The organism is Streptomyces filamentosus, assembly GCF_014654895.1.
In the GTDB taxonomy this organism is placed as follows: domain Bacteria; phylum Actinomycetota; class Actinomycetes; order Streptomycetales; family Streptomycetaceae; genus Streptomyces; species Streptomyces filamentosus.
This window is the reverse complement of sequence record NZ_BNBE01000001.1, coordinates 1,491,797-1,506,411: the sequence shown is the minus strand read 5'-3', so window position 1 is coordinate 1,506,411 and position 14,615 is coordinate 1,491,797. Positions and strand designations below refer to the sequence as shown.

Here is a 14,615-nt window from a genome sequence, read left to right as displayed (position 1 = left end):
TTTCCACTCCGGGGAGAGGCGCGCTGGTGTTCTGGTTCCTGCTCATCACGATGGTCGTGGTCGTCGCGGCCGTGACCCTCGCCGTGGTCGGCGGCGGCGACAGCGAGGTGCTGCCCGAGGCGGCGCCCGAGCGGCTGGTGGACCCGCTGCCGCTGAGCCGGCCCGTGGACCGCGCCGACATCGAGGCGCTGCGGCTGCCGGTCGCCGCGCGCGGCTACCGCATGGAGGACGTCGACGACGTCCTGGACCGGCTCGCCGCCGAGCTCGCCGAGCGCGACTCCCGGATCGCGGAGCTGGAGGCGGCCCTCGCGGGCGGCCCGTCCGGCGAGCTCCCGGCGGAGGATGGCGAGCGGTGACCGGCAGCGCGCTCCCCGGCCCCGACGGACGGCTCCGCTGCCCGTGGGGCCTGTCCACCGAGGACTACACGGCCTACCACGACGAGGAGTGGGGCCGCCCGGTCCACGGTGACGACGCCCTCTTCGAACGGCTCTGCCTGGAGGCCTTCCAGTCGGGCCTTTCCTGGATCACCATCCTGCGCCGGCGGGAGGGCTTCCGCCGCGCCTTCGCGGGCTTCGACATCGCGGCCGTCGCCCGCTTCGGCGAGCCGGACCGCGAGCGGCTCCTCGCCGACGAGGGCATCATCCGCAACCGCGCCAAGGTCGACGCCACCCTCGCCAACGCCCGGCTGCTCGCCGACTGGTCCCCGGGCGAACTGGACGAGCTGATCTGGTCGTACGCCCCCGACCCGGAGGCCCGCCCCGCGCCCCGCACCCTCGCGGACGTCCCGGCCGCCACCGACGAGTCGAAGGCCCTGGCCAAGGCCCTGAAGAAGCGCGGCATCCGCTTCGTCGGCCCCACGACGGCCTACGCCCTCATGCAGGCGTGCGGCCTGGTCGACGACCACCTGACGGACTGCGCGGCCCGGGGCGGACGCTAGAAGCCCCCGCCCCGGAAGGGCCTCAGCGGCCCAGGTACTTCGGCTTCTCCTTGGCGAGGAAGGCGCGGACCGCGATGCCGTGGTCCTCCGAGGCGCCGGCGAGGGTCTGGAGCTCGTCCTCCTTGTCGAGGGCCTCGTCGAGGGAGTGGTCGGCGCCGTAGGCGACGGACGCCTTGAGGGCCGCGTAGGCGACCGTGGGGCCCTCCGCGAGCTTCCGGGCCAGCCGTCCCGCCTCCCCGGCCAGCTCGGCGGCCGGCACCACGCGGTTCACCACCCCCAGCTCGTACGCCTCCTGGGCGCCGATCGAGCGGGGGAAGAGCAGCAGGTCCGAGGCGCGGCTCGGGCCGATCAGCCGGGGGAGCGTCCAGGAGACGCCGGAGTCGGCGGTGAGGGCGACGCCCGCGAAGGACGTGTTGAAGGTGGCCGTGTCGGCGGCGATCCGGTAGTCGGCGGCGAGCGCGAAGCCGAAACCGGCGCCTGCGGCCACGCCGTTCACCGCCGCGATCACGGGCTTCCTCATGCCGGCGAGCGCGCGGACGATCGGGTTGTAGTGGTCCCGGACCGTGTTCATGGTCGCGCTGGTGCCCTCCTCCTGGTCCTGGAGGAGCAGCCCGACGTGCTCCTTCAGGTCCTGGCCCACGCAGAACGCCCGGTCGCCCGCCGCCGTCAGCAGCACCGCCCGGACCGCCGGATCGGCCGCGGCCGCCTCGGCGGCGTCCCGCAGCGCCACCTTCGCGGCGACGTTCAGCGCGTTCATCGCCTCGGGCCGGTTGAGGGTGATGGTGGCGAGCCCGTCGCTCACCTCGTACAGGACCGTGTCGGCCATCGGGACCCCTTCGTCTCGTGCGTCTCGCGCGTGCTGATCCCGCCCAGCATGACGGAGATCACCCGTACCGCCCATGTGAGCTGCGTCAAAGAATCCGGGGTGGGGAGGGGACCCGCGGCGGCGAAGTATCGCAGGCCGGACGCCGAAATGTGTGCTTTTGCGGGAGCGCGTTGCACAAGCGATGCGGATCGATGTTGGTCATCGGGTCCTGCGATGCGGGATAATGACCTGGAAGCAATGTGTTCGAAGCCGGTGAGGCGTGCTCCGCCCTACGGAGCTGCCCGGCTGACGATGAGCTGGTTTCAGGAAGGGGAACGAGCATGGCGGCCATGAAGCCGCGGACGGGTGACGGCCCGCTCGAGGTGACCAAGGAGGGGCGGGGCATCGTCATGCGCGTTCCGCTCGAAGGCGGCGGTCGGCTCGTGGTCGAGCTGACCCCGGACGAGGCCGAGGCGCTCGGTGATGCCCTGAAGAAGGTCGTCGGCTGACCCTCCCCGTTCTCCTGCACGCTGCCCCGGTACGGCCCCGCCGTCCGGGGCAGCGGTGTGTCCGGGGCCTGCGGGGGCCGGCCCGGCGGGACCCGGCCGCGCCGGACCGCCCGACGGGGGCTCAGCCCCGCCGCACCGCGCACAGCAGGCCGTCGCCCACGGGCAGCAGGGTCGGCAGCAGCTGGGAGCTCTCCCGGACCGTGCGCAGCAGCTCGCGGACCCGCTGCACCTCGGCCGGCTGGGCACCGGAGTCCACCGTGCGGCCGTCCGCGAAGACGCCCTCGAAGCACACCAGACCCCCAGGTCGGAGCAGGCGCAACGATTCAGCGAGATAGTCCGGGTACTCCCCGCGGTCCCCGTCGCAGAAGACGAGGTCGTACCCGCCGTCCGCGAGCCGCGGCAGCACGTCCAGCGCCCGGCCCGGGATGAACCGCGCCCGGTTGCCCGCGAAGCCCGCCGCCCGGAACGCCGCCTTCGCGAACTGCTGGTGCTCCGGCTGCACGTCCACCGTGGTCAGGGTGCCGTCCGGGCGCATCCCGAGCAGCAGGTAGATCCCCGACACGCCCGTGCCCGTACCGATCTCGGCCACCGCCTTGGCGTCCGCCGACGCCGCCAGCAGACGCAGCGCCGCACCCGTGCCCGGCGACACCGAGGGCAGCCCTGCCTCGTGGGCCCGGGCGCGGGCCCAGCGCAGAGCTTCGTCCTCGGCGACAAAGGCGTCGGCGAACGCCCGGTCCGTCTGCCGGTTGGCGGTAATGGCCCTCTCCTGTCCCCTTAGTTGGCGCAACGGTGACTGTATCCGCTGTCACCGGGAACCCGCAGATGGGACCGGGCGTTCACCAGGGGAAGGACGCGTACGAGGACCGGCGGACGACCCCGATCCAAATGCGCGTAAAGATTCTTATCCGGAGCTAACGGGCGAGGTGGCTATGGTAGGGGCTCCACTGGACACCACCAGAGCCGATAGGGGAGGTGCGGCTGCGCCTGTGGATCGGGGAGGAGCGCTCAGGCGTCTTCTCAGGTCGGCGGGTGAGCCGAAATCCGTGACCGACACCGCTGACAAGACCCGCACTGCCGCCGCACCCACCACCGCGACCTTCGCATCGGATGCGGAATCACAGGCGTGGACTCCGCCCACCTGGGAGGAGATCGTCAGCACGCACAGTGGTCGCGTCTACCGCCTCGCCTACCGGCTGACCGGCAATCAGCACGACGCCGAGGACCTCACCCAGGAGGTCTTCGTCCGCGTCTTCCGCTCGCTGTCGACGTACACCCCCGGCACCTTCGAGGGCTGGCTGCACCGCATCACGACCAACCTCTTCCTCGACATGGTCCGCCGCAAGCAGCGCATCCGCTTCGACGCGCTCGCCGACGACGCCGCCGAGCGGCTGCCCAGCCGTGAGCCCTCCCCCCAGCAGGTGTTCAACGACACCCACTTCGACGCCGACGTCCAGCAGGCCCTCGACACCCTGGCGCCCGAGTTCCGCGCCGCCGTCGTCCTGTGCGACATCGAGGGGCTGTCGTACGAGGAGATCGCCGCCACCCTCGGCGTGAAGCTCGGCACCGTCCGCAGCCGCATCCACCGCGGCCGCTCCCACCTGCGCAAGGCCCTCAAGCACCGGTCGCCCGAGGCCCGCGCCGAGCGGTCCCTGGCCACCGTCGGATGGGAGGCCGGGACAGCGTGAGCGGAACCCGTCCTCCGTCCCCGACCCCCGCGGAACAGCACCTCGGGGACCGGCTCGCCGCGCTCGTCGACGGCGAACTCGGCCACGACACCCGCGAGCGGGTCCTCGCCCACCTCGCCACCTGCGCCCGCTGCAAGGCCGAGGCCGACGCGCAGCGCGCCCTGAAGAACGTCTTCGCGTCCAGCGGCGCCCCGCAGCCCTCCGAGGGCTTCCTCGCCCGCCTCCAGGGCCTTCCCGGCGGTCCCGGGGACCCCGGGCGCTCCCCGCTGGAACAGCTGCTCGAATCCGGCGGCGTGAAGAGCGACGGCTTCGCCACCGCCACCGTCACCCCCGCCGCGCCCGAGACCGGCACCGGCTTCCGGGTCCACGCCGTCGCCCCGTCCGGACGCGGCCGGCGCTTCGCCGTGGCCGCCGCCGGGGCGGTCTCCTTCGCTGCCATCGCCCTCGGCGGCACCGTGCCCGTCGAGGGGTCCCTCGCCACCGCCGCCCGCGGCGGCCAGGGCGCCGGCAGCGCGATCACCCCGGCGCGCGCGGGGACCGCCTCCGCGGGTCCCGGTTCCGCCGCCCAGGCCACCGGCCGGTCGGACCGCTCCGAGCGCTCCACCGGCGCCCAGTCCGTGGCCGCCGGTCCGCTCACCCCCGGCACCGCCCTCCCGGACGCCGTCCAGGCCACCGCGGTCCGCTTCCGGGCGGCGCAGGCGCAGCCCTTCTTCGCCCTCCCGCCCTTCATACGCCCGGCGGCCCCCGCCCTCCAGCCGGCCCTCGGCCCGGTGCCCAGTCCGGCCCCCAGCTCGCCCGGTGCCCCGCCGGGCTCCCACCGCTGACCTCCGACCTGGTTGAATCCTCGCTCAGGGCGCCCGAACACCGGGGCGCCCACGGGTCAGCGGTTGCGGGGAGAGCATGGACGACGGGAAGCCGAACTGGTGGAGCCGGCCTTCGACGCCCCCGGAGGCGGCGCGGATACCCACGCCGCCCCCGGCGGAGGAGGACGACTTCCCCCTCCAGGCACCGGGCGCCGCCCCCAAGGTCGACATGACGAAGGACGCGGCCCCCGCGCCCGGATCCCCGGCCCCGCCCGAGCCCACTCCCGCGCCCGCCCCCGAGGCCGCGCCGGAGCGGGCCGCCGAGCCGCAGCCCGAGCCCGAGCCGGCACCGGAGCCCGTCGCCGCCCGCCCGCAGCCGCTGCACGAGCCCGACGAGTACCGGACGCCGCCCTACGGCGAGCCCGGCCCGTGGGCGCCCGCGCCGCCGGTCCAGCACCCCGCCGCGTCCGCCCCGGCCCCGCCGGCCGTGACGGCCCCGCACCCCGCGCCGGTCCCGCAGCCCGTGACGGCCCCCCAGCCCGTTCCCGCGCCGCAGGCCGCCGTGCCGCCGCAGGGGGCCGTGCCGCCCCCGCAGGGACCCGTGCCGCCCGCCTGGGGCCAGTACGACCCCTGGGGCGCCGGCCCCGGAGCCGTACCCCCGCCCGCCCGGAAGAAGTCCCGGCGCGGCCTCGCCCTCGTCGGGGCCCTCGCCTTCGCGCTGCTCACCGGCGTCATCGGCGGCGGCGTCGGCGCCTACGTCGAGCGCAACGGCGGCATCGCCGGCGCCGTCGAGCTGCCCCAGACCGACGCCGGCACCACCGACCGCGCGCCCGACAGCGTCGCCGGCATCGCCGCCCGCGCCCTGCCCGGCGTCGTCACCCTGCACGTCAGCGGCGGCGGCTCGGCCGGCACCGGCACCGGCTTCGTCCTCGACAACCGCGGCCACATCCTCACCAACAACCACGTCGTCGACGCGGCCTCCTCCTCCGGCGACATCACCGTCACCTTCTCCAGCGGCGAGACCGCCTCCGCCAAGCTCATCGGCAAGGACGCCGGCTACGACCTCGCCGTCGTCCAGGTCACCCGCGTCACCGGCCTCAAGCCGCTCCCGCTCGGCAACTCCGACGCCGTCCGCGTCGGCGACCCCGTCGTCGCCATCGGCGCCCCCTTCGACCTCTCCAACACGGTCACCTCCGGCATCATCAGCGCCAAGGAGCGCCCGATCACCGCGGGCGGCGAGAAGGGCGACGGCAGCGACATCAGCTACGTCGACGCCCTCCAGACCGATGCCCCCATCAACCCCGGCAACTCCGGCGGCCCCCTCCTCGACGGCAAGGGCCGCGTCATCGGCATCAACAGCGCCATCCGCGCCGCCGGCGGCTCCGGGGACGGGGAGGGCGGCGGGGGCGGCCAGGCCGGCTCCATCGGCCTCGGCTTCGCCATCCCGATCAACCAGGGCAAGCGGGTCGCCGAGGAGCTCATCAACACCGGCAAGGCCACCCACCCCGTCATCGGCGTCAGCCTCGACATGCAGTTCACCGGCGACGGCGCCCGCGTCGGCGACAAGGGCAAGGACGGCACCCCCGCCGTCACCCCCGACGGCCCCGCCGCCAAGGCCGGGCTGCGCCCCGGCGACGTCATCACCAAGGTCGACGGCCAGCGGGTGCACAACGGCGAGGAGCTGATCGTGAAGATCCGCGCCCACCGGCCCGGCGACGCCCTCGCCCTCACCCTCACCCGGGACGGCAGGGAACTGACCCGGACCCTCACGCTCGGCTCGGCGCAGGGCGGCTGAGACACTCCCGGGGCGTGCGAACGACATGTGACGGACATCGCGAGGTACCCGTCCGGCAGTCCGGGCGGGTACCGTGGAGCGGGCCGCGCACGACCGGCGTGAAGAGGAGCTAGCAGGTGTTCAACGACATAGGCGCACTCGAGCTGGTGACGCTCGTCGTCCTCGCCGTGCTCGTCTTCGGGCCGGACAAGCTGCCGAAGGTCGTGCAGGACGTCTCCCGTTTCATCCGGAAGATCCGCGAGTTCTCCGACAGCGCGAAGCAGGACATCCGCACCGAGCTGGGGCCGGAGTTCAAGGACTTCGAGTTCGAGGACCTGAACCCGAAGACCTTCATCCGCAAGCAGCTCGACAGCAACGAGGACCTCGGCGACCTCAAGGAACTGCGCTCCAGCTTCGACCTCCGCAAGGAGATCAACGAGGTCGCCGACGCCGTCCACGGCCGGGAGACCGCCCCCGCCGCCGCGCCCGCCGCCCCCGCCGCGGTCAACGGCTCCACCCCCGACCTCCTCAAGAAGAAGGACGGGCCCGCCGCCCCCGAGCGGCCGCCGTACGACTCCGACGCGACCTGACGACGCGACCCGACGGCACGGGCTGCCACGGCGCGTCACCGCCCGGTCGCTATCCTCCTTGAGTTGACGGAACGAGGAGGCGGCCGAGATGAAGACGACGAGTCGGGTGGAAGCCGAGGGCTTTCTGCGCGCACCCTTCGCCTGGTACGGGCTGGACGAGGCGTTCACCGGCCCCCGCCGGCTGATGCAGATCGGCACGGCGGCGGACGGCACCGTCCAGCACGGCTCGGTGGGCCACGGTGACGAGCCGTCGATAAAGTCCGAGGTCGCGGGCACGGAGAAGGAGCGCTTCGCCGTCGTGGTGACGGTCGCCGCGAACCCCGTGCGGCGCACCGGCGACGGCACCGGCGTCCTCGACGCCACCACCGTCTCCTCCGCCGCCTGGCTGGCCGGCTCCGGACTGCTCGCCCACACCTGGCCCGCCACGCTCGACCACGGGCTGCGCGACCACTGGCTCGACCAGCAGACCGAGACGGCCTTCGAGCTCGCCGACGACCTCGAAGGCCCCGCCTGGACCTCGCTGTCCCTGCCGGTCGACGGCGTCCCGGTGCGCTTCCACTACCGCGAGTCCGAGTTCGGCTGGGTGCTGGCCGGATCGGCCGGGGACGCCCACATCGGGGCGTACGGGCGGGGCATGAGCGCGTACGGGCTCGGCTTCGCGCAGATCAAGGACCTCGGGCCGTACGCCTGACGGCACGCGCCGACCGGCGGCACGTACGGGAGGGGGCGCCCCGCAGGCTGCGGGGCGCCCCCTCCCGTACGCGCGAGCGCTCAGAACTTGTTGCGCGGGGTGATGCCCAGGCTCAGGCCCGAGAGGCCGCGCTGGCGGCCGCCGAGCTTTCCGGCGATGGCGCGCAGGGCGGCGCCCGCCGGGGAGTCCGGGTTCGACAGGACGACCGGACGGCCGTCGTCGCCGCCCTCGCGGAGCCGGACGTCGATCGGGATGGAGCCGAGGACCGGGACGGTCGTGCCCGTGGTGCGGGACAGGCCGTCCGCGACCTTCTGGCCGCCGCCGGTGCCGAAGACGTCCACCATCTCGTCGCAGTGCGGACACGGCAGGCCCGCCATGTTCTCCACCACGCCGACGATCTTCTGGTGGGTCTGCACGGCGATCGAACCGGCCCGCTCGGCGACCTCGGCCGCCGCCTGCTGCGGGGTCGTCACGACGAGGATCTCCGCGTTCGGCACCAGCTGTGCGACGGAGATCGCGATGTCGCCGGTGCCCGGCGGCAGGTCGAGCAGCAGGACGTCCAGGTCGCCCCAGTACACGTCCGCCAGGAACTGCTGGAGCGCGCGGTGCAGCATCGGGCCGCGCCACACCACCGGCGCGTTGCCCGGGGTGAACATGCCGATGGAGATGACCTTCACGCCGTTCGCCGACGGCGGCATGATCATGTTCTCGACCTGGGTCGGACGCCCGTCCGCGCCCAGCATCCGCGGCACGCTGTGGCCGTAGATGTCCGCGTCGACGACGCCGACCTTCAGACCGTCGGCGGCCATCGCCGCCGCCAGGTTCACCGTCACCGAGGACTTGCCGACGCCGCCCTTGCCGGAGGCCACCGCGTACACCCGGGTCAGCGAACCCGGCTTCGCGAAGGGCACCTCCCGCTCGGCGGTGGTGCCGCGCAGCGCCGCCGCCAGCTCCTTGCGCTGCTCGTCGCTCATCACGTCCAGCGTCACCTCGACGCCCGTGACGCCCTCGACGCGGGAGACGGCCTCGGTGACGCGTTCCGTGATGGTGTCGCGCATCGGGCAGCCGGAGACCGTCAGGTAGACCGTCACGGCGACCGCGCCGTCCGGTCCGATCTCCACCGACTTGACCATGCCGAGCTCAGTGATCGGACGATTGATCTCGGGGTCGTTCACCGTCGCCAGTGCTTCGAGCACCGCGTCTTCCGTAGCCATAGCTCTGATGGTACGGGGACGACCACCCCGCCATGAAAGGGCCGTCAACGGTCGGGTACGTCACTCCGCCGCTCGCCGTCCGGCGGGAATAGGCCGCGCTCCCGCCCCCGCTCCTCCAGTTCCTTCACGAGGTCCTGGAGTTCGGAGCGGATCCAGTCGCGGGTGGCGACCTCGCCCAGGCCCATCCGGAGCGCCGCGATCTCCCGGGTCAGGTATTCCGTGTCGGCGATCGAGCGCTCGTTCTGCTTGCGGTCCTGCTCCAGGTTGACCCGGTCCCGGTCGTCCTGCCGGTTCTGCGCGAGCAGGATCAGCGGGGCCGCGTACGAGGCCTGGAGCGACAGCGCGAGCGTGAGGAAGATGAAGGGGTACTCGTCGAACCGCAGCGACGCCGGGGCGAAGACGTTCCACCCGATCCAGACGACGACCGTCAGGGTCATCCACACCAGGAACCGGCCGGTCCCCAGGAAGCGGGCGATCCGCTCCGAGAGCCGCCCGAAGGCCTCGGGGTCGTACTCCGGCAGCAGCCGGTACCGCCGCTCGCTCGGCAGGTCGAGCCGGATCCGGGGCACCGGCCGCTCCCGGTCCCGCTCCCGTTCCTGCGACCGCTCAGCCACCGCGCACCCCCTCCTCGTGGAACTCCGTCTCCCGCCAGTCGTCCGGCAGCAGGTGGTCCAGCACGTCGTCGACGGTCACCGCGCCCAGCAGCGAACCGCTCTCGTCCACGACCGGCGCCGCCACCAGGTTGTACGCCGCGAAGTAGCTGGTCACGGCGGGCAGCGGGGTGTCCGGGCCGAGCGGCGGCAGATCGCTGTCGACGAGCGAGCTGACCAGGGTGAACGGCGGGTCCCGCAACAGCCGCTGGAAGTGGACCGTGCCCAGGTACTTGCCGGTCGGCGTCTCGTCCGGCGGCCGGCACACGTACACCTGCGCGGCGAGCGCCGGCGACAGGTCCTGCTGCCGCACCCGGGCGAGCGCGTCGGCCACGGTGGCGTCCGGGCGCAGCACGATCGGCTCGGTGGTCATCAGACCGCCCGCCGTCCGCTCCTCGTACGACATCAGCCGCCGCACGTCGGCCGCGTCGTCCGGCCGCATCAGCGTGAGCAACCGTTCCTTCTCGTCCTCCGGCAGCTCGTTGAGGAGGTCGGCCGCGTCGTCCGGGTCCATCGCCTCCAGCACGTCGGCCGCCCGCTCCTCCTTCAGCTTGCCGAGGATCTCCACCTGGTCGTCCTCGGGCAGCTCCTCCAGGACGTCGGCGAGCCGGTCGTCGTCGAGGGCGACGGCCACCTCGGCGCGCCGCTTGGGGGAGAGGTGGTGGAGCGCGTTGGCCAGGTCGGCGGGACGGAGCTTCTCGAAGGTCGCGACCAGGCTCTCGGCGCCCTGCCCGTGCTCCTCCAGGGAGAAGCCGGTGACCGCCGACCACTCCACCGTCAGCGTCTCGCCCTTGCGCCGCAGCGCCCCGCCCTTGCCCCGGCGGACGAAGACCTTGTCGATCTCCCAGTCCCGGCGGGCCGGCAGCTGCTGGATCGCGATGTCGAGGACGGTGACCTCCTCGCCGGTCTCCACCAGCGTCACCCGCCGGTCGAGGAGCTCGCCGAGGACCAGACGCTCGGTCGGCCGCTGCTCGAACCGCCGCATGTTGACCACACCGGTCGTGATGACCTGCCCGGACTCCACGCCGGTGATCCGGGTCATCGGCACGAACACCCGCCGCCGGCTCAGCACCTCCACGACCATGCCGAGCAGCCGGGGCGGCCGCCGGCCGACGCGGAGCATCGCCACCAGGTCGCTGACCCGGCCCACCTGATCGCCCACGGGGTCGAAGACGGCCGTGCCGGCCAGGTGGGAGACGAAGATCCGGGGGGCGCCTGCCGCCATGCCTCGCGCCTCCTCGGTGCCGCACGATCCGGGTCCCGCGCCGCCCCTGCGGGACTCCGCGGCCTGCGCGGGCCCCTGCCGGGACCCGCACGCCTCAGGCTAGCCGGTGGTGATCCGGACCGCTCCGGCAGCGCCGCCGTCCGGCTGCCTGCGGGCCCGCCCCGCCGGCCCGGGTACGCTGCGGTCTTGCCGCCCCCCCCACCGGCACCGGCCGTCCCCCGGCCGACCCCGGAGGCCCCTCGCCCGCCGCACGCGGCCGGGGCCGTTCCCCCACCGAAGAACGAGAGGCAGCGCAGGTGACCGTCCGCACCCCGTCATCGCGTATCCCGACGGCACGGCCCTCCGCCGCGCCCGCGTCCCGCTTCCGCAGGGCGGCCGTCCCGCTGGTCCTCTGCGCGGGACTGACGGTGGGGCTCACCGCCTGCGGCGGACCCGACCCCGACGAGGGGACGAACGGCGTCGGGAAGCTGTCGGCGCCGGAGATCGAGCAGAAGGCCCGCTCGGCGGCGGACACGGCCCGCGCGGTGCGCCTGGCCGGCACCCTGGTCAGCAAGGGCGGCACCTACAAGCTCGACATGCGGCTCCAGCAGGACGGCGCAACCGGCTCGGTGTCCACGAAGAACAGCACCTTCGAACTGCTGCGGGTCGGCGACGCGCTCTACCTGAAGGCCGACGCGGGCTTCTGGACCCACGACGACAAGGGTGGCAAGCCCGACGAGGCCGACGCCGAGGCCGCCGACAAGCTGGACGACATGTACGTGAAGGTGCCGCGCGACGACCCCTCGTACAAGCAGCTCCGCGGCTTCACCGAGATGGACCAGCTCCTCGGCGGCCTCATCGGACTCCACGGCGACGTCGTCAAGGGCGACCGCGACCAGATCGGCGGCGTCCGCACGGTCAAGGTGAAGGGCGGCCAGGACGGCGAGGGCGGCACCCTCGACGTGGCCCTGGAGGGCTCCCCCTACCCCCTCCGCTTCGCCCGCGGCGGCGGCGCCGGCCTGGTCGTCCTCTCCGACTGGGACAAGGACTTCCCCCTCGCCGAACCGAACCGCGACCAGACCCTCGACTACGGCCGTCAGCTGCCCCGCACCTGACCGGGACTCAGTCGGCCGCCGCGCCCCAGTCCCACAGCGCCTGGAGCACCGGCCCGAGCTCCCGGCCGCGCGGCGTCAGCGCGTACCGCACGGTCGGCGGCCAGCCGGGGCGCCGCTCGCGGACCACGACCCCCGCCCCGGCGAGCTGCGCGAGCCGCTCGGACAGCACCTTGTCGGAGAGCTTCGGCAGCGCCGCCCGCAGCTCGCCGTAGCCGCGCTCGCCGCCCAGCAGCTCGCGCACGACCAGCGTGGTCCAGCGACCGCGCAGGGCCGCGAGGGCGATCTCCACCGGGCAGTCGGGGGAGGGCGCGTCGACGAGGGCGCGGGGATCGCCGGCGGGGAGCCCCGGCCCGCCGCCAACCGTTCGGTGAGTCACGAGACCGCCTCCTAGCGTGTCGGGGGTCCGATTCTCCCCGTACGGAAGGACGTCCGTCCCCCATGCCCGGAACCCCGCACCCCCTGCCGACCCGGCCCGAGGACGTACCCGCCGCCCTGGCGGCCCGCTTCAACGGCGGCGACCCCGCGGCCCTCGCCGAACTCTACGAGGAGGGCGCGCTCCTGGCCGCGGGCCCCGGCGGCGCCCCGCTCACCGGCCCCGCGCTGCACGCCGCCAACGCGCGGCTCCAGGCGCTGGGCCTGCCGATCGAGGTCCGGCCGCGCCACGTGTACGCCACCGGCGACCTGGCCCTGCTCCTCGTCGACTGGCTGATCGAGGGCACCGCCCCCGGCGGCGGTCCGGTACGCGTCGGGGGCACCGCCGCCGACGTGGTCCGCCGCGGCCCCGACGGCCACTGGCGCTACGCCGTCGACAGCCCCTTCGGCACGGCCCCGGAAGGACTGCCCGAGGAGTGACACCGAGGGCCGGCACGGAGCGCCGGCGCCGAGGGCTAGCGCTTCCGCTTCCGGCCGAACAGCAGCCTCGGGAGGGCGGGCGGGGCCGGGTCGCGGGTGGTGGCGGGGGAGGGCAGGGGGACGGCGGCGAGCGAGCCGTCCGGGAGGTCGGTGGTGGCGGCGCGCGGGTCGAGCCGCAGGACGCGGCACTCGCGCGCCCAGCGCTCGGGCATCGCCTCGCCGTCGGGCGCGTTGAGCCGCTTGCCCTTCAGCTCGGCGACGGCCGCGGCCCACTCCTCGCCGCCCGGGGCCAGCTCGCGCACGGCGGCCGTCCAGGAGACGATCCGGCCGCCCTTGTCCTTGCTGCGGACGGTGACCTCGGCGGTGGAGCCGTCGGCGAGACCGGGCAGCGGCTGCTCGCCGGGGCCGTCGCCGACCACGTGGGCGGCGCCGTCGTGCCAGACGTGCCAGAGCGCCCGGGCGGGCCCGGTGCCCCGGACCCAGACGAGGCCGGACTTCTTGGTGGCCTCCTCGACGAGGAACAGCTCTTCAGTCATGGCCCGCAGCCTAGCGGCAGGCCGTCACAGCCAGCCGTTGCGCTTCAGCGTGCGGTGGATGGTGAAGCAGACGACGGCGATGGCGCCGAGCACCATCGGGTAGCCGTACTTCCAGTGCAGCTCCGGCATGTGCTCGAAGTTCATGCCGTACACCCCGCAGACCGCCGTGGGGACGGCGACGATCGCCGCCCACGAGGTGATCTTGCGCATGTCCTCGTTCTGCGCGACGGTCGCCTGCGCGAGGTTGGCCTGGAGGATCGAGTTCAGCAGCTCGTCGAAGCCGACGACCTGCTCCTGCACCCGGGCGAGGTGGTCGGCGACGTCCCGGAAGTACTTCTGGATGTCCGGGTCGACCAGCCGCATCGGCCGCTCGCTCAGCAGCTGCATCGGCCGCAGCAGCGGGGTGACGGCCCGCTTGAACTCCAGCACCTCGCGCTTGAGCTGGTAGATCCGGCCGGTGTCGGTGCCGCGCGTGGAGCCCTTCGCGGCCGGCGAGAAGACGTCGATCTCCAGCTGGTCGATGTCGAGTTCGACCGCGTCGGCGACCGCGATGTAGCCGTCGACGACGTGGTCGGCGAGGGCGTGCAGGACCGCCGAGGGCCCCTTCGTGAGGAGTTCGGGCTCGCCCTGGAGGCGGTGCCGGAGGTTGCGCAGCGAGCCCTGCCCGCCGTGCCGGACGGTGATGACGAAGTCGGGGCCGGTGAAGCACATCAGCTCGCCGGTCTCCACCACCTCGCTGGTGGCGGTGAGTTCGGCGTGCTCCACGTAGTGGATCGTCTTGAAGACGGTGAAGAGGGTGTCGTCGTACCGCTCCAGCTTGGGCCGCTGGTGGGCGTGGACGGCGTCCTCCACGGCGAGCGGGTGCAGCCCGAACTCGGCCGCGATGCCCGCGAATTCGGCCTCGGTCGGCTCGTGCAGCCCGATCCAGGCGAAGCCGCCGGACTCCCGCACCTGGGACATGGCGCCGCGCGGCGTCAGGCACGCCCGGTCGTCCACCCGGCGCCCGTCGCGGTAGACGGCGCAGTCGACGATGGCGCTGGAGGCCGAGTGGTCGCGCGTCGGGTCGTAGTTGGTGTACGTCGTCGGGGTCTTGCGCAGGCTGGGCCGCACGGCGGCGCGCAGGTCACGGATCATCGACATGGGCGTGCTCCTTCACGGACGGGCCGTCGGCGAGGGTGGCGCAACCCGGAATGGGGACGGGAAGGAGACGTCGTCCACAAAGCGGGCGGCACCGCGGGAACGCGGCGACG

The 14,615-nt window shown here is 73.9% G+C and carries 18 protein-coding genes; 10 read left to right on the top strand and 8 right to left on the bottom strand.

Annotated features, from left to right (window positions below; translation table 11 throughout):
• Positions 1-26: 26 nt before the first annotated feature.
• Together IE326_RS06515 and IE326_RS06510 are read left to right on the top strand one after the other, a co-directional pair.
• Positions 27-356 carry a DivIVA domain-containing protein gene (locus tag IE326_RS06515; protein ID WP_150231408.1) on the top strand — a complete coding sequence of 110 codons (330 nt, stop codon included), beginning with the start codon at positions 27-29 and terminating at the stop codon, positions 354-356.
• On the top strand, positions 353-937 hold the full coding sequence (locus IE326_RS06510) for a DNA-3-methyladenine glycosylase I (protein ID WP_190041033.1): 585 nt from the start codon (positions 353-355) through the stop codon (positions 935-937). Before IE326_RS06515 ends, IE326_RS06510 begins: the two co-directional genes overlap by 4 nt.
• A 22-nt stretch (positions 938-959) precedes the next feature.
• Here IE326_RS06510 and chcB read toward each other — a convergent pair whose 3' ends face one another.
• The gene (gene chcB / locus IE326_RS06505) at positions 960-1,763 is read right to left on the bottom strand and encodes a 2-cyclohexenylcarbonyl CoA isomerase (RefSeq protein ID WP_150231412.1); all 804 of its coding nucleotides are present in this window, start codon (positions 1,761-1,763) and stop codon (positions 960-962) included.
• 320 nt (positions 1,764-2,083) lie between these two features.
• Between chcB and IE326_RS06500 the strand changes: the two genes are divergently transcribed.
• Positions 2,084-2,251, top strand: a complete 168-nt coding sequence (locus IE326_RS06500) for a DUF3117 domain-containing protein (RefSeq protein WP_009997451.1) — start codon at positions 2,084-2,086, stop codon at positions 2,249-2,251.
• Positions 2,252-2,372: 121 nt separating this feature from the next.
• Here IE326_RS06500 and IE326_RS06495 read toward each other — a convergent pair whose 3' ends face one another.
• Complete coding sequence (locus IE326_RS06495) at positions 2,373-3,038, bottom strand: O-methyltransferase (RefSeq protein WP_030747311.1); 666 nt, start codon at positions 3,036-3,038, stop codon at positions 2,373-2,375.
• Positions 3,039-3,180: 142 nt separating this feature from the next.
• Here IE326_RS06495 and sigE point away from each other — a divergent pair, with 142 nt between their 5' ends.
• The 5 genes from sigE to IE326_RS06470 all read left to right on the top strand — a co-directional run bounded on the left by sigE (position 3,181) and on the right by IE326_RS06470 (position 7,794).
• Positions 3,181-3,936: an RNA polymerase sigma factor SigE gene (gene sigE, locus IE326_RS06490; protein ID WP_150231414.1), complete on the top strand. Its 756-nt coding sequence runs from the start codon at positions 3,181-3,183 to the stop codon at positions 3,934-3,936.
• Positions 3,933-4,760: a zf-HC2 domain-containing protein gene (locus tag IE326_RS06485; protein WP_190041032.1), complete on the top strand. Its 828-nt coding sequence runs from the start codon at positions 3,933-3,935 to the stop codon at positions 4,758-4,760. Before sigE ends, IE326_RS06485 begins: the two co-directional genes overlap by 4 nt.
• A gap of 76 nt (positions 4,761-4,836) precedes the next feature.
• Positions 4,837-6,534 carry a trypsin-like peptidase domain-containing protein gene (locus tag IE326_RS06480; protein ID WP_190041031.1) on the top strand — a complete coding sequence of 566 codons (1,698 nt, stop codon included), beginning with the start codon at positions 4,837-4,839 and terminating at the stop codon, positions 6,532-6,534.
• 116 nt (positions 6,535-6,650) lie between these two features.
• On the top strand, positions 6,651-7,103 hold the full coding sequence (locus IE326_RS06475; RefSeq protein WP_150231420.1) for a sec-independent translocase: 453 nt from the start codon (positions 6,651-6,653) through the stop codon (positions 7,101-7,103).
• Between the two features lie 88 nt (positions 7,104-7,191).
• Entirely contained in the window at positions 7,192-7,794 is a 603-nt protein-coding gene (locus IE326_RS06470) for a hypothetical protein (RefSeq protein ID WP_150231422.1), read from the top strand.
• An 80-nt stretch (positions 7,795-7,874) separates the two neighbouring features.
• Here IE326_RS06470 and IE326_RS06465 read toward each other — a convergent pair whose 3' ends face one another.
• The 3 genes from IE326_RS06465 to IE326_RS06455 are packed head-to-tail and all read right to left on the bottom strand — an operon-like array spanning position 7,875 to position 10,883.
• Positions 7,875-9,008, bottom strand: coding sequence for an Mrp/NBP35 family ATP-binding protein (locus IE326_RS06465; protein ID WP_150231424.1), 1,134 nt, complete (start codon positions 9,006-9,008; stop codon positions 7,875-7,877).
• A gap of 44 nt (positions 9,009-9,052) precedes the next feature.
• Positions 9,053-9,622, bottom strand: coding sequence for a DUF1003 domain-containing protein (locus tag IE326_RS06460; protein WP_150231426.1), 570 nt, complete (start codon positions 9,620-9,622; stop codon positions 9,053-9,055).
• Positions 9,615-10,883 (bottom strand): magnesium transporter MgtE N-terminal domain-containing protein, encoded by a 1,269-nt coding sequence (locus IE326_RS06455; RefSeq protein ID WP_150231428.1) that lies wholly within the window; start codon positions 10,881-10,883, stop codon positions 9,615-9,617. Before IE326_RS06455 ends, IE326_RS06460 begins: the two co-directional genes overlap by 8 nt.
• Before the next feature lie 296 nt (positions 10,884-11,179).
• Between IE326_RS06455 and IE326_RS06450 the strand changes: the two genes are divergently transcribed.
• Positions 11,180-11,977, top strand: coding sequence for a hypothetical protein (locus IE326_RS06450; protein ID WP_229915220.1), 798 nt, complete (start codon positions 11,180-11,182; stop codon positions 11,975-11,977).
• Between the two features lie 7 nt (positions 11,978-11,984).
• On the opposite strand, the gene IE326_RS06445 is transcribed toward IE326_RS06450, so the two are convergent.
• Positions 11,985-12,353, bottom strand: a complete 369-nt coding sequence (locus IE326_RS06445) for a winged helix-turn-helix transcriptional regulator (RefSeq protein WP_150231429.1) — start codon at positions 12,351-12,353, stop codon at positions 11,985-11,987.
• Positions 12,354-12,415: 62 nt separating this feature from the next.
• Here IE326_RS06445 and IE326_RS06440 point away from each other — a divergent pair, with 62 nt between their 5' ends.
• Positions 12,416-12,829 (top strand): YybH family protein, encoded by a 414-nt coding sequence (locus IE326_RS06440; RefSeq protein ID WP_150231431.1) that lies wholly within the window; start codon positions 12,416-12,418, stop codon positions 12,827-12,829.
• 35 nt (positions 12,830-12,864) lie between these two features.
• Here IE326_RS06440 and IE326_RS06435 read toward each other — a convergent pair whose 3' ends face one another.
• On the bottom strand, positions 12,865-13,365 hold the full coding sequence (locus IE326_RS06435; RefSeq protein WP_150231434.1) for a hypothetical protein: 501 nt from the start codon (positions 13,363-13,365) through the stop codon (positions 12,865-12,867).
• Between the two features lie 24 nt (positions 13,366-13,389).
• Positions 13,390-14,505, bottom strand: coding sequence for a magnesium and cobalt transport protein CorA (locus tag IE326_RS06430; RefSeq protein ID WP_190041030.1), 1,116 nt, complete (start codon positions 14,503-14,505; stop codon positions 13,390-13,392).
• Positions 14,506-14,615: the final 110 nt, after the last annotated feature.

Coding starts and splice junctions, on each gene's coding strand:
- IE326_RS06480 (WP_190041031.1), top strand. CDS start 4,837: ATGGACGACGGGAAGCCGAACTGGTGGAGCCGGCCTTCGACGCCCCCG.
- IE326_RS06435 (WP_150231434.1), bottom strand. CDS start 13,365: ATGACTGAAGAGCTGTTCCTCGTCGAGGAGGCCACCAAGAAGTCCGGC.
- chcB (WP_150231412.1), bottom strand. CDS start 1,763: ATGGCCGACACGGTCCTGTACGAGGTGAGCGACGGGCTCGCCACCATC.
- IE326_RS06500 (WP_009997451.1), top strand. CDS start 2,084: ATGGCGGCCATGAAGCCGCGGACGGGTGACGGCCCGCTCGAGGTGACC.
- IE326_RS06470 (WP_150231422.1), top strand. CDS start 7,192: ATGAAGACGACGAGTCGGGTGGAAGCCGAGGGCTTTCTGCGCGCACCC.
- IE326_RS06465 (WP_150231424.1), bottom strand. CDS start 9,008: ATGGCTACGGAAGACGCGGTGCTCGAAGCACTGGCGACGGTGAACGAC.
- IE326_RS06430 (WP_190041030.1), bottom strand. CDS start 14,505: ATGTCGATGATCCGTGACCTGCGCGCCGCCGTGCGGCCCAGCCTGCGC.
- IE326_RS06455 (WP_150231428.1), bottom strand. CDS start 10,883: ATGGCGGCAGGCGCCCCCCGGATCTTCGTCTCCCACCTGGCCGGCACG.
- IE326_RS06440 (WP_150231431.1), top strand. CDS start 12,416: ATGCCCGGAACCCCGCACCCCCTGCCGACCCGGCCCGAGGACGTACCC.
- sigE (WP_150231414.1), top strand. CDS start 3,181: ATGGTAGGGGCTCCACTGGACACCACCAGAGCCGATAGGGGAGGTGCG.